The following is a 12,566-nucleotide window of genomic DNA, read 5'->3' as shown; positions in this document are numbered from 1 at the left end:
CTTCCGATCTATGATGAAGGTGCCCTTGTCGGTCATCATCGGGAAATCACCCATGAAGACCGTCTGGCTCTTGATCTCACCGGTGTTGTTGTTGATGAACTCCGCGGTGACGAACAACGGCGCCGCGTAGGTCATGTCCTTGTCTTTGCACTCGTCGATCGAGGCCTTGACCTCTTCGAAGCGCGGGTCCGAGAAGGACAGGGACATGGAGCCGGAGAAGTCCTCGATCGGCGAGAGCTCCTCGAGGACCTCCTCGAGCCCGCCGACCAGTCCGCCGTCACCCCGCGCGGCGGCCCGCTCACGCCAATCCGGCGTGCCGACCAGCCAGGCGAAAGATTCCGTTTGTAGATCGAGAAGTCCGGGCACCTCCAGCGGCTCCCGGATCTTCGCGAAAGACACCCGCAACGGAGCCCCGGGGATACCTCCCGAAACTCCCAGCTTCGTATTGGCGCTTGTCTGGGTGGAGACTGCCAAGATGCGTCCTTCCAGCACCTCACGCGCGTCGCGTGGTGGTCCGCGACCGTCGCTTGTCTGCTACATTTTTGGATTCTCGCTGGTCACAACCCGAACGAGACTCGAACAGCAAACAACGGAAGCAACACCGGAAGGGTGGGACTTTCGTAGTGCGATCAAGGAATGGACAGGAGGCAGCCAGCGCAACGTCCAAACCTACACCTACCTATACGGAGGTGTCAAAGTACCACCCCGGCGAGCCGTTGGGCGGCTGACTCGCCGGACCGGTTCGCTGGCTGCGTTCCGGTCCGCGGTCCGAGCCGCCGACAACTGATTCGGCGCTGGCGGTCGTGCACTCTCGGTGACGGTCGAAGCCGTCTCCAATAGCGTGACGGGTCGGGCGAAAGTCGTCAAGTGCCCGTGCCGACCTGCTGGTCCTCGGATCGATTGCCGCAGTACAAGATCACCCGAAACGCCGACCGCAAGGGCGTCGCGGGGGTGCGCAGGCCTCGGATCGACGACCGGCGAGCCCGGGCGTGTCCGCGAAAACAAACAGCGCGCCGGGCGTGAACCCGACGCGCTGCTCTCGGAGCAAGCCTGTTACAGCTTGGGGTACTGCGCGGTCTCGAAGTCCGAACCCGGGAAATCGTTACCCGCGTCACGGCCGGCCGGCTGCCGCCCGGAGTTGGAGTTGTACGACATGACCATCGTCTCGTCGTTCTCGTCCAGCGATTCGCGGATGGCCACCTGCGCGGCATGCGGCAGGGTGTGCATGACCTCGCGGACGCGGTCCTTACGCCGCTGCACGGCCTGGCGTACCGGCATACCCGGGGTGGCACGCATCTGCGGGATGATGCCGTCGACCTCTTCGGCGCCACCGTGATGGTGGCCGGCGTCCACGAGCGCCTGCTCGCGCGCCATCTGCGCCTCGTCCTTCTCCTCGGACATACCGATCGGACCGATCATGCGGCCGTTGAGGAACTGCTTGACCACCGGCTCCTCGCTGGTGAGCAGCACCTCACGCGGACCGAACATCACCAGCTGGCGCCGGAACAGCATGCCGATGTTGTCGGGCACGGTACGGGCCAGGTTGATGTTGTGCGTCACGATCAGGATCGTCGCGTCGATCTGCGCGTTGATATCGATGAGCAGCTGGCTCAGATACGAGGTACGCACCGGGTCGAGACCCGAGTCCGGCTCGTCGACCAGGATGATCTGCGGATCGAGCACCAGCGCGCGGGCCAGCCCGGCACGCTTACGCATACCGCCGGAGATCTCGCCGGGCAGTTTGCCCTCCGCACCGAGCAGACCGGTGAGTTCGAGCTTCTCCATGACGATCTTGCGGATCTCGGACTCGGACTTCTTCGTATGTTCCCGAAGCGGGAAGGCGACATTGTCGAAGAGGTTCATCGAGCCGAACAGCGCGCCGTCCTGGAACAGGACGCCGAAAAGTTTCCGGATTTCGTAGAGCTCCTTATTGGAGCAGGTGGTGATATCGGTACCACCGATGAAAATGGACCCGCGCTCCGGCCGCAACAGGCCGATCAGCGACTTCAGGAATACGGACTTACCGGTACCCGACGGGCCCAGCAGCGCGCTGACCTCACCGGCAGGCAGGGTAATAGAAACGTCCTGCCAAATCCGCTGTGAACCGAACGACTTGGTTACACTCTCGGTCCTGACCTCGACGCCCACGCCAACCTCCACATTTCTCAGCGAGCTGCCCACTTCGGCACCGCAGACCCGGTAGCGGTGCGTCTCACGTCACAGTGGGTTCGGCCACTCTATCTCATGGCACACCCATAGCACACCCGACCTGACCGAAGAGTAACCACGGGCGGTGGTCGCCGCCTGGAAGAATCGGCGTTAACCAGCGCGGGAATGATCACCCGGGAAACGAGAAACGGGCGGTCCCGAGGGACCGCCCGTTTCCGGCTGTACCGGTCGGAATTACTTGACCGAGACCTTCGCGCCCGCGCCTTCCAGCTTCTCCTTGGCGGCGTCGGCGGCTTCCTTGGCGACCTTCTCCAGGATCGGCTTCGGAGCACCCTCGACGAGGTCCTTGGCCTCCTTCAGGCCCAGGCCGGAGACGATCTCACGGACCACCTTGATGACCTGGATCTTCTTATCGCCGGCACCCTCGAGGATGACGTCGAACTCGTCCTGCTCCTCGGCTGCCTCGGCGGCGGCCGGGGCGGCACCGGCGGCGGCGACGGCGACCGGAGCAGCAGCGGTGACCTCGAACTTCTCCTCGAACTTCTTGACGAAGTCCGACAGCTCGAGCAGGGTCATGTTGCCGAAGGTTTCGAGCAGCTCATCAACGTTGGCCATTGATATGTCCTTTCGATAGTGAATGTCTGTGCGGGCGAGCCGGACGCGGCCCTTCCGCGAATGGGGTTGCGGAAGGTGTTACTCCGCGGCGGCGTCTCCGCCTTCGGCCTGCTTCTTCTCCTGCAGGGCGGCGGCCAGGCGGGCCACCTGCGAAGCGGGAGCGTTGAACAGACCGGCGGCCTTGGCCAGGTTGCCCTTCATGGCACCGGCCAGCTTGGCCAGCAGGACCTCGCGCGACTCCAGGTCGGCGATCCGCTCGACCTCGGCCACGGACAGCGGTGCGCCGTCCATGTAGCCGCCCTTGATGACCAGCGCCTTGTTGTCCTTGGCGAAGGTCTTGAGGGCCTTGGCCGCCTCGACCGGTTCGCCCGAGATGAACGCGATCGCGGTGGGTCCGACGAACAGGTCGTCCAGGCCCTCCACGCCGGCCTCGGCCGCGGCGCGCTTCACCAGGGTGTTCTTGGCGACGGAGTACGTGGCATCGGCACCCAGCGCACGACGCAGCTGGGTCAGCGCACCGACGGACAGACCACGGTATTCCGTGATGACCGCGGCGGTCGAGCCCTTGAACTGCTCGGTGATCTCCGCGACCGCGGTTACCTTTTCGGGTTTCGCCATACTTCGCCTCCTCTCTGATGTCGGTATGGATATGCCCTACCGAATCAGGGGCCGGCAAAAGAACAAGCGCCCCGAACGCAGAGCGTTCCGGGGCGCGAAGAGTATTCGGACCGCAGGCGCAAACCCGCACTCCACTCCCAGCCTCGGCTCTCCCTGCGCGGGCCGCCGGCACTTTCGCCGGACCTTCGACCGATTCCATACGGAATCAGCGACCAACGGTCTTCGGTAGAACGGATTGGGTGGCGGTCGAACTCGTCGACAACCGCCGATCAGAGTACCCCGCGACCCGCCCATCTGGCAAAACGTGCCCGCAATCCCCCTTCCGCAACGATATTCGCCGGCCCCTCGCGGTGAGACATGACACAACCGGTCCGCACTCCGGCGGAGATCACACGATCATAGTGTTACTTCAGGTAACAGATAGTGGTTCGCTGCTGAGTATGACGACCGACATAATCGCTGCGCCTCGACTGCTGGACCGACGTTCTCGACGGTTCCTGGCCCTCGCCGTCATCTGCCTGACGGAACTGCTCGTGGTCCTGGACAACACCATCGTCAATGTCGCGCTGCCCTCGATCGGCGTAGAACTCACCACCGGGGTCAGCGGGCTGCAGTGGGTGGTCGACGCCTACACCCTGACCTTCGCCGGACTGTTGCTGGCCTGCGGAAACCTCGGCGACCGGTACGGCCGCCGCCGCGTGATGACGATCGGGCTCGCCGGCGTGGCCCTCGCCTCCATCGGCGGCGCGCTCTCGGATTCGCTCGGGGCCGTGATCACCGCCCGGGCCGTGATGGGCGTTTTCGCGGCCGCGGTCTTTCCCGCGACGCTCGCCCTGATCATCAATATCTTCACCGACCGCCGCGAACGCGCTCTGGCCATCGCCGCCTGGACCGCGATGGCGGGATTCGCCATCGCGATCGGCCCGATTTCCGGCGGATGGCTCCTCGAACACTTCTCCTGGCATTCCGTCTTCTGGATCAACGTCCCCGTAGCGCTCGTCGCGCTGGCGGCGGTACTGCGCTGGGTTCCGGAATCCCGAGCACAGCACACCGGCCGCCTCGATCTACCCGGAATCGGACTCTCCATCGCCGGAATCGTGCTCGTGGTCCGGGCCGTCATCGAGGCGCCCCACTACGGCTGGCTCGCCCCGGTCACCCTCGCCACGGGGACGGCCGGCCTCGCGCTGCTGGCCGCCTTCGTCGGCTGGGAACTGCGCACCACCACACCGATCCTCGATATGCGGCTGTTCCGGGTACGCCGTTTCTCGCTGCCCGCCCTGGCGATCGCCGTCGGCTACTTCTCGATGTTCGGCTTCCTGTTCCTCATCACCCAGTACTTCCAGGGCGTCCGCGAGTACACCCCGCTGGAGTTCGGAATCGCCTCGTTGCCGTTCGCGGCCTCGGTCGCGCTCGGCGCGCCCCTGGCCACGCTGCTCGCGCAAAGATTCGGTACCACACCGGTGATCGTCTTCGGGCTCCTGCTCACGGGGCTGGGCCTCTACCTGGGCGGCCAGGTGACCGTCGACAGCGGTTACCTCACCGATGTGCTGCCCTCGATGGTGTCCATGGCTCTCGGCCTGGCGATCGTGCAAGGCCCGGCGACCGAATCCATCATGTCGGCGCTACCACTCGACGAAGCCGGGGCGGGTTCGGCGGTCAACGATACGACCCGCGAGATCGGCGGCACCCTGGGCGTGGCGGTACTCGGATCCATCGTGGCGTCCTACTACACCACCCGCGTCCAGCCCCTGCTGGACCGAGTACCGGCGTCGCTGATGACCGAGGACGAGAAGGGATTCGCGGCCGCCACCCCGCTCAGCATTCTGGAAATGCGCGAACGCGAACTGGCGCCGTTCTTCGACACCCAGCGCGAAACCCTCATCACGGCGATGAAAGCCGCCTGCCTGGAAGGTTCGCACGCGGCGTCACTCGTCGCGACAGCGGCGGTGCTGGTGTGCGCGGCGATCGTCGCCGTCGCGCTGCCCTGGGGTGTGCACAGGGGTGATTCGATCCTGTTCGGCGATCGCACACCGTGACAGCGGGCCTACCGCTACGACCCCCCGAACGAAAAAGCGACGGCGGGAGCATCCGCGGAGGATGCTCCCGCCGTCGCGGGATAGTGCCTGGCGCCGTTTACGCTTCCTCGTCCAGGAGGTTGCGGGTGCGGTTCGGGTCCACCGGGATGCCCGGTCCGGTGTTCGTCGAGACCGTCACCTTCTTGACGTAACGCCCCTTGGCGGTCGACGGCTTGGCGCGCAGGATCTCGTCCAGCGCGGCGCCGTAGTTCTCGACCAGCTTGTTGTCGTCGAACGACGCCTTACCGATCACGAAGTGCAGGTTGGCCTGCTTGTCGACGCGGAAGTTGATCTTGCCGCCCTTGATGTCGGCGACCGCCTTGGTCACATCGGTGGTGACCGTGCCGGTCTTCGGGTTCGGCATCAGACCACGCGGGCCCAGGACGCGCGCGATACGGCCGACCTTGGCCATCTGGTCCGGAGTGGCGATCGCGGCGTCGAAGTCCAGCCAGCCGCCCTGGATCCGCTCGATCAGATCCTCGGCGCCCACGGCGTCGGCACCGGCGGCCTCGGCCTCTGCGGCCTTCTCGCCGGCCGCGAACACGATGACGCGAGCGGTCTTACCGGTGCCGTGCGGCAGGTTCACGGTGCCACGCACCATCTGATCGGCTTTACGGGGATCCACGCCCAGCCGGACCGCGACCTCGACGGTCGCGTCGGTCTTGGTGGTGGCGGTCTCCTTGGCCAGCCGGGTGGCGGCGAGCGGGGAGTACAGCTTGTCGCGATCGACCTTCTCGGCCGCGGCGAGATACGCCTTGCTTCGTTTTGCCATGTTTCTCTGTCCTGTTCTTGGTTCAGTCGTGGTTATCGGGCCTGGCCGGCCCTCCCACCGAAAGCGGGCACTCGGCACCAGTGCCTGATGGAGGCCTTCGCTACGCCTGCGTGGTTACGCTGCGCAGCCACCTCCGGCGCTGACGCTCAGCCCTCGACGGTGATACCCATCGAGCGCGCGGTCCCGGCGATGATCTTGGCCGCCTGATCGATATCGTTGGCGTTCAGATCTTCCTGCTTGGTCTTGGCGATCTCGCGCACCTGATCCATGGTCACCGTGGCGACCTTGTTGCGGTGCGGCTCGGCCGAGCCCTTCTGCACACCGGCGGCCTTCAGCAGCAACCGGGCGGCGGGCGGCGTCTTCAGCTTGAAGTCGAAGGACCGATCCTCGTACACCGAGATCTCGACCGGCACGACGTTGCCACGCTGCGATTCGGTCGCGGCGTTGTACGCCTTGCAGAACTCCATGATGTTGACGCCGTGCTGACCGAGCGCCGGACCCACCGGGGGGGCCGGGTTCGCCTGGCCGGCCTGGATCTGAAGCTTGATGATCCCGGCGAGCTTCTTCTTCTTGGGGGGCATCTTTCTTTCCTAGGGTGTGGTGTTCCTTGCTCTCTGCAAGTTCCGGCCCGAGGCTCGCGGCCTCGGGAGCACAGGCGCCGCCTACTAGATCTTGGCGACCTTGGTGAATTCCAGTTCGACCGGAGTTTCGCGCCCGAAGATCGAGACCAGCACCTTGAGCTTCTGCTGTTCGGCGTTGACCTCGGAGATGGTCGCGGGCAGCGTCGCGAACGGGCCGTCCATCACCGTCACCGATTCGCCGACCTCGAAATCGACCTCGATGGCGGGCTTGGCCGCGGTCTCGCCGGCGCTCTCCTGGGAGGCCGCGGCGGTGGCCGGCGCGGCCGCCTTCTTCTGCTGCGACGCCGGAACCAGGAACTTCACCACTTCGTTGATGGTCAGCGGCGAGGGACGCGAGGTGGCGCCCACGAATCCGGTGACGCCCGGGGTGTTGCGCACCGCGCCCCAGGATTCGTCGTTCAGATCCATCCGGACCAGGATGTAGCCCGGCAGCACCTTGCGGTTCACGCTCTTGCGCTGGCCGTTCTTGATCTCGGTGACCTCTTCGGTGGGCACCTCGACCTGGAAGATGTAATCCTCCAGGTCCAGGTTCTGCACACGGGTCTCGAGGTTGGTCTTCACCTTGTTCTCGTAGCCGGCATAGGAGTGGATGACGTACCAATCGCCGGGCGAGCGCCGCAGGACGGCTTTCATCTGCTCGACCGGATCCGGCTCCTCGCCGTCGTCGGATGCGGGCGCGGCCTCGTCGGCAGCCTCGGGCGCGGCGTCGGACGCCGGCTCCTCGACGGATACGGCGGCCTCCTCGGCCGTCTGATCGTCGACCGGGAACTCGTCGGTGGTGTCGTTCTCCGGGGTGCTCACTGGGCACTCGCTTCCTGTGTCGTCACGTGCATCCTCTGCGTGCCGGGTTCGGGCGCGGCGTTCTCCTATGCATCCGGCCCGCGGTGCGGATCGGTTACCGGCGCCGATATCGCCTGGCTAACCGAACAACCAGTCGACACCGAAGATGAACGCCAGATCCAACCCTCTGATGAACGCGACCATGAAGATCACGAACACCAGCACAACGGTCGTATAGGTGACCATCTGCTTCCGGTTGGGCCAGATAACCTTCCGCAGTTCCGCGATCACCTCACGCAGGAACTTGAACAAACGCTTGAACGGATTCCGCGACCGATCATTCTGGGATCGGCCCGACTTCGTCTCGGCCTTGCGTTCGGGCCGATCGATGGTGGCGATCGAACCGGTATCGGACGCGCCCGACGAGGCGGACCGGCTCCGCCGAGCGGAGCGCTTTCCGCTCGGCCGTGCGGCGGCGGTGTCGTCGCCGTCGTCGGCGCCATATCCGCCGCGGCGAGTGTCCCGCTCGTCGGTCACGTCGATCCTCTCGTCGCTGGTGTCCAGGGCAGGGGCGACAGGACTTGAACCTGCAACCTGCGGTTTTGGAGACCGCTGCTCTGCCATTTGAGCTACGCCCCTTCGGCCGAACCGGGCACCCGGAGGTGAAGGTCGGCCACACTGCGATATTCAGTTGTCGACGTGGGTGTCACACAACACGCGCGCCGCTCCGGCAGATGCCGGCCCCGTCGGCGAGGCCGGACCGATCGGCCCGGTCCGAGCCTACTCAGCCGTATCGGCCGAAACTCGGGAACCTCGCCTGGAACCAGCCTTGCAGAGCAGCGCGCATCGGCTGGTGACCCCAGAAACCCGAGTGTACGGCACGGTCGGCGCGAGAAGCCAATCAGGGTCACCCGACCAGGTCAGGACAACCGCACCGTCGCCGTGGCCCGGCCGAAGATCTTACGGCCGCCGGATTTCGCGACGATCGCGATCACCGCGGTCTTCGTTTCCGGATCGAGGGATTTGACCTTGCCGGTGAATTCGACCTCGGCCGCTTCGGTGGCGCTCACGAAGACCGGGCTGGTGAAGCGGACGTTGTACTCCTTCACCCCGCCGGGATCGCCCAGCCAGGAGGAGACGAATCCGCCACCCAGCCCCATGGAGAGCATCCCGTGCGCCACGCAGGTGTCCAGATCCACCAGCTTCACGACCTCGTCGCTCCAGTGGATGGGATTGGCGTCGCCGGAAACGCCGGCGTAGTTGACCAGATCACCGCGGGTGAGGCGCACGACGCGCGCCGGGAGTTCCTCCCCCACCGCGACCTCGTCGAACGCCCGGGCGAACCGGGTGGGCGCCACGGCGAGCGCCGCGGGCGCGGGCGGAGTGGGATGTGACCGCGGCGTGTGATCGGGCATGGAGGCTTCCATACCGTGCATCAGCACATTGCGGACGGCGTCGTTGAGATTGGGGTCGATATCACCGCCGCTGCGGCCGACCAGCGTGGTGTAGGTGGTCAGAACCACCTCATCGTGCTGATCGGTGACGATGTTCTTGGTGACGATGATGTCGCCGCCGAACGCCTGGCGGAACGAATGCAGGTAGACATCGCAGGTCAGCCTGTCGCCGACCAGGATCGGCCGGTGGAATTCCAGGATCTGATCGGTCTGCATGATCTGGCTGAGGTCGTAGCCGGTGACGACCGTCTCGAAGAGTCTGCGCTGCGCCAGGATGCCGACCAGCGAGATGAACGTCAGCGGAGCGACAAGACCGTCGTAGCCGAACTCCAGTGCGATGTCCTCGTCCCAGTGCACCGGGTGGCTGTCCTGGACGGCGCGGGCGTACTCACGCACCTTCTCACGGCCGACCTCGTAATAGTCGTCGACGCGGTAGTGGTGACCGACCATCGCGGCCGCGTTCGCGGCGGGGTCGAACTCCGTATCCGTCGCGACCGCTTCGTCTGTTCCGGTGTTCAATGTCACGGGAGGACTGTACCTATCTGACCCCGCAGCACGGAGTCTGCATGGCGACTGGACATCAGCCCGGAGACGATAGTGGCGTGACCACGAGGGGCCGTGCCGCCGCCCGATCATGACTGCGACCGGGTACCCGGCCGCGGATTGGATGGCCCGGACCGCCGCCACACGGCGGCGGTATCACGAGAGGGTCAGCGCGACTCGCGGTGCGCCCGGTGGGTACCGCAGTTCGGGCAGAATTTCTTCAGCTCGAGGCGGTCCGGGTCGTTACGCCGGTTCTTCTTGGTGATGTAGTTGCGATGCTTGCACTGCTCGCAGGCCAAGGTGATCTTTGGCCGGACATCGGTGGACTTCGCGGCCACGATATGCCTTCTTTCCGGTCAACCAGAGGGTCAATCAGTATGGGTAGCGATGGCCGGACTTGAACCGGCGACACAACGATTATGAGTCGTTTGCTCTACCGACTGAGCTACACCGCCTTACGTACCATCTGCAACGGCGACGTCGCGGCTTGGAGTGCCGAGTCGGACACCACCGGCAATCCGGCGAGCCCCCTAACGGAATCGAACCGTTGACCTTTTCCTTACCATGGAAACGCTCTGCCGACTGAGCTAAGGGGGCGCGACTTCTCCGCAGCGGGAAGCAGAGAACTTCTACCCGTTGCCTCGAAGACTTGAACGAGAGTACACACTCACCGCCATGAGCTCCAAACCGCGTGGTCAGAGCACATTTTCCGCGGGCGGGCGCGCACGACGCGAGCCCGGAAACGACGAAACCCCCGCCGAATTTCCTCGGCGGGGGTTCGTGGTGGCAGGTGTAGGATTCGAACCTACGTAGGCTTTCACCGACAGATTTACAGTCTGCTCCCATTGGCCGCTCGGGCAACCTGCCTGGTAGCGCACACCCGAACTTTTGATCTTCGATCGCATTTCCGAGTGCGCTGAGCAGGATACAACGAACCCGCACCCGTAATGCAAACCCGCTGGCCAGATCGCACGAACACGGCCCTACCGAGGCGGCCCATCGGCGCCGCACCGGTAACGAGGTAGCTTGCCTAGGCACGCAGGGGTGATTCAACAGCGAACAGGAGCTCAGTGTGGCCGATTCATCATTCGATATCGTCAGCAAGGTCGAACGGCAGGAAGTCGACAACGCCCTGCACCAGGCCGAAAAGGAACTGAACACCCGCTACGACTTCCGGGGAACCGGCGCGGCGATCGAATGGTCCGGTGAGGACAACGTCGTACTGACCGCCGAATCCGAGGAGCGGGTGCAGGCCGCACTCGAGGTCTTCAAAGAGAAGCTGATCCGGCGTGATATCTCCCTCAAGGCCTTCGACGCCGGCGAACCGGTCGCCTCCGGCAAGACCTACAAGATCACCGGATCGCTGGTCCAGGGCATCGACTCCGAGCATGCCAAGAAGATCTCCAAGAAGATCCGCGACGAGGGCCCCAAAGGCGTCAAGGCCCAGATCCAGGGCGACGAACTGCGCGTCACCAGCAAGAAGCGCGACGACCTGCAGGCCGTCATTTCCCTGCTCAAGGGCGAGGACTTCGGGATCGCGCTGCAGTTCGTGAACTACCGGTAGCCACCGCCCGGCCCGGCCGGATCAGCGGCCCGCCATCTGTTCCAGCCGCGCGATCCGCTCCGCCATCGGCGGATGCGTCGAGAACAGCCGGGCCATCCGCTCACCGGGACGGAACGGATTGGCGATCATCAGATGCGATTGCGCGGTGAGCCGGGGTTCGGGCGGCAACGGAGCCGCCTGCACCCCGCGCTCCAGCTTCCGCAACGCCGACGCCAATGCGAGCGGGTCACCGGTCAGCTCGGCTCCCGATTCGTCGGCCTGATACTCCCGCGACCGCGACACCGCCATCTTGATCACACCGGCCGCGATCGGCCCCAGCAGACTCACCAGCAGCACCCCGATCAGGTTGGGACCGGAACCGCCGCGGTTACCGCCGAACGCGGCCGCGAAATACGCGAAATTGGCGAGCCCGGAAATCACCGCCGCCATCGCGCCGGCCACCGAGGAAATCAAGATATCCCGGTTGTATACATGGGACAATTCGTGCCCGAGCACGGCCCGTAATTCCCGCTCGTCGAGAATCTGCAGAATCCCACTCGTACAACAGACGGCCGCATGCCGTGGGTTACGCCCGGTGGCGAACGCATTGGGCGCGTTCGTGGGGCTGATATACAACCGCGGCATCGGCTGCCGCGCGGTGGTCGCCAGCTCACGCACGATCTTGTAGATGACCGGCGCCTCGATCTCACTCACCGGCTGCGCCCGCATCGCCTTGAGCGCCAGCTTGTCGCTGTTGAAATACGCGTAGCCGTTCATGGCCACCGCGAGCACTATCGCGATCACCAGAATGGTCGTATTCCGGAACGCCGCTCCCGCGAGGACTATCAACGCGGAAAGACCGACCATGAGCCCGAACGTTTTCATTCCATTCGCAAACCCGTGCCCGTGCATAGCACTCCTGTATACGTGGCGCGTCCAGACGCGCGAATTTCGGCCAGAACCGCTACTGCACGACAACGAGCACCACACCCGGGGAGTTCCGTGAAGTTGGAGCGGCTGCTTCGAGGCAGGGTGGTTCGGGGCGGCCCGTACGCGGAGGTGGGGTTGGATCGACTCGCTCCGTGGAGGGTGTTGAGAGGCGACCGCTCCGTGGAGGGAGAGTTCGGATGTGCCCCTCCGTGTTGGGTGAGTTGAGAGGCGAACGCTCTGTGGAGGGAGATTTCGGATGTGCCCCTCCGTGTTGGTGAGTTGAGAGGCGCCGCGGAGGTGATTTCGGATGTGCCCCTCCGCGAAGGGTCGCGCTGTAATTTTGGAGCGCCTCCGGCGCTCGAGGGTGGGGCCCTATTAACCCCGGGTCTTCACTCCCGCCGGTCGGTCGCTGCGCTCCCTCCCTCT

Annotated in this window: 12 protein-coding genes, 4 tRNA genes and 1 pseudogene; 2 read left to right on the top strand and 15 right to left on the bottom strand. The window is 65.0% G+C overall.

Going from position 1 to position 12,566, the window contains the following annotated elements; translation table 11 throughout:
• From ACWDU1_RS19670 to rplJ, 4 genes and pseudogenes are all read right to left on the bottom strand, one after another.
• Positions 1 to 492: pseudogene (locus tag ACWDU1_RS19670) on the bottom strand (DNA-directed RNA polymerase subunit beta); the annotation flags it as partial.
• 561 nt (positions 493 to 1,053) lie between these two features.
• Entirely contained in the window at positions 1,054 to 2,148 is a 1,095-nt protein-coding gene (locus ACWDU1_RS19665; RefSeq protein WP_450000335.1) for an ABC transporter ATP-binding protein, read from the bottom strand.
• Positions 2,149 to 2,403: 255 nt separating this feature from the next.
• Positions 2,404 to 2,784: a 50S ribosomal protein L7/L12 gene (rplL, locus tag ACWDU1_RS19660; protein WP_396944565.1), complete on the bottom strand. Its 381-nt coding sequence runs from the start codon at positions 2,782 to 2,784 to the stop codon at positions 2,404 to 2,406.
• Between the two features lie 78 nt (positions 2,785 to 2,862).
• Positions 2,863 to 3,402 (bottom strand): 50S ribosomal protein L10, encoded by a 540-nt coding sequence (gene rplJ / locus ACWDU1_RS19655; RefSeq protein ID WP_450000333.1) that lies wholly within the window; start codon positions 3,400 to 3,402, stop codon positions 2,863 to 2,865.
• A 440-nt stretch (positions 3,403 to 3,842) separates the two neighbouring features.
• On the opposite strand from rplJ, the gene ACWDU1_RS19650 reads away from it, so the two are divergent.
• Entirely contained in the window at positions 3,843 to 5,438 is a 1,596-nt protein-coding gene (locus ACWDU1_RS19650; protein WP_450000331.1) for an MFS transporter, read from the top strand.
• A 97-nt stretch (positions 5,439 to 5,535) separates the two neighbouring features.
• Here ACWDU1_RS19650 and rplA read toward each other — a convergent pair whose 3' ends face one another.
• From rplA to ACWDU1_RS19600, 10 genes are all read right to left on the bottom strand, one after another.
• Complete coding sequence (rplA, locus tag ACWDU1_RS19645) at positions 5,536 to 6,249, bottom strand: 50S ribosomal protein L1 (protein ID WP_450000330.1); 714 nt, start codon at positions 6,247 to 6,249, stop codon at positions 5,536 to 5,538.
• Positions 6,250 to 6,395: 146 nt separating this feature from the next.
• Positions 6,396 to 6,830: a 50S ribosomal protein L11 gene (gene rplK / locus ACWDU1_RS19640; RefSeq protein ID WP_450000328.1), complete on the bottom strand. Its 435-nt coding sequence runs from the start codon at positions 6,828 to 6,830 to the stop codon at positions 6,396 to 6,398.
• A gap of 84 nt (positions 6,831 to 6,914) precedes the next feature.
• Positions 6,915 to 7,691 (bottom strand): transcription termination/antitermination protein NusG, encoded by a 777-nt coding sequence (gene nusG / locus ACWDU1_RS19635; protein ID WP_450000327.1) that lies wholly within the window; start codon positions 7,689 to 7,691, stop codon positions 6,915 to 6,917.
• A 117-nt stretch (positions 7,692 to 7,808) separates the two neighbouring features.
• The gene (gene secE, locus ACWDU1_RS19630; RefSeq protein ID WP_450000325.1) at positions 7,809 to 8,207 is read right to left on the bottom strand and encodes a preprotein translocase subunit SecE; all 399 of its coding nucleotides are present in this window, start codon (positions 8,205 to 8,207) and stop codon (positions 7,809 to 7,811) included.
• A gap of 29 nt (positions 8,208 to 8,236) precedes the next feature.
• A tRNA-Trp gene (locus tag ACWDU1_RS19625) sits at positions 8,237 to 8,309 on the bottom strand.
• A 281-nt stretch (positions 8,310 to 8,590) separates the two neighbouring features.
• Positions 8,591 to 9,643 (bottom strand): fused (3R)-hydroxyacyl-ACP dehydratase subunits HadA/HadB, encoded by a 1,053-nt coding sequence (locus ACWDU1_RS19620; RefSeq protein WP_450000337.1) that lies wholly within the window; start codon positions 9,641 to 9,643, stop codon positions 8,591 to 8,593.
• Positions 9,644 to 9,834: 191 nt separating this feature from the next.
• Positions 9,835 to 10,005, bottom strand: coding sequence for a 50S ribosomal protein L33 (gene rpmG, locus ACWDU1_RS19615; RefSeq protein WP_011211653.1), 171 nt, complete (start codon positions 10,003 to 10,005; stop codon positions 9,835 to 9,837).
• A 44-nt stretch (positions 10,006 to 10,049) separates the two neighbouring features.
• Positions 10,050 to 10,122: transfer RNA gene (locus ACWDU1_RS19610), tRNA-Met, on the bottom strand.
• A gap of 69 nt (positions 10,123 to 10,191) precedes the next feature.
• A tRNA-Thr gene (locus tag ACWDU1_RS19605) sits at positions 10,192 to 10,264 on the bottom strand.
• A 184-nt stretch (positions 10,265 to 10,448) separates the two neighbouring features.
• Positions 10,449 to 10,534 (bottom strand) — tRNA-Tyr (locus ACWDU1_RS19600).
• Positions 10,535 to 10,739: 205 nt separating this feature from the next.
• On the opposite strand from ACWDU1_RS19600, the gene ACWDU1_RS19595 reads away from it, so the two are divergent.
• Positions 10,740 to 11,231: a YajQ family cyclic di-GMP-binding protein gene (locus ACWDU1_RS19595; protein WP_450000323.1), complete on the top strand. Its 492-nt coding sequence runs from the start codon at positions 10,740 to 10,742 to the stop codon at positions 11,229 to 11,231.
• Positions 11,232 to 11,252: 21 nt separating this feature from the next.
• On the opposite strand, the gene htpX is transcribed toward ACWDU1_RS19595, so the two are convergent.
• Positions 11,253 to 12,122: a zinc metalloprotease HtpX gene (htpX, locus tag ACWDU1_RS19590; protein WP_450000321.1), complete on the bottom strand. Its 870-nt coding sequence runs from the start codon at positions 12,120 to 12,122 to the stop codon at positions 11,253 to 11,255.
• Between the last annotated feature and the right edge of the window lie 444 nt (positions 12,123 to 12,566).

This window comes from Nocardia sp. NPDC003345, from assembly GCF_053589395.1.
Note: the sequence above shows the minus strand (reverse complement) of the source record. Positions and strands in the feature narration are given on the sequence as shown.

Excerpts from the sequence above, each read along its gene's own strand:
- rplL (WP_396944565.1), bottom strand. The coding sequence starts at position 2,784 with ATGGCCAACGTTGATGAGCTGCTCGAAACCTTCGGCAACATGACCCTG.
- rplJ (WP_450000333.1), bottom strand. The coding sequence starts at position 3,402 with ATGGCGAAACCCGAAAAGGTAACCGCGGTCGCGGAGATCACCGAGCAG.
- ACWDU1_RS19650 (WP_450000331.1), top strand. The coding sequence starts at position 3,843 with ATGACGACCGACATAATCGCTGCGCCTCGACTGCTGGACCGACGTTCT.
- rplA (WP_450000330.1), bottom strand. The coding sequence starts at position 6,249 with ATGGCAAAACGAAGCAAGGCGTATCTCGCCGCGGCCGAGAAGGTCGAT.
- rplK (WP_450000328.1), bottom strand. The coding sequence starts at position 6,830 with ATGCCCCCCAAGAAGAAGAAGCTCGCCGGGATCATCAAGCTTCAGATC.
- htpX (WP_450000321.1), bottom strand. The coding sequence starts at position 12,122 with ATGCACGGGCACGGGTTTGCGAATGGAATGAAAACGTTCGGGCTCATG.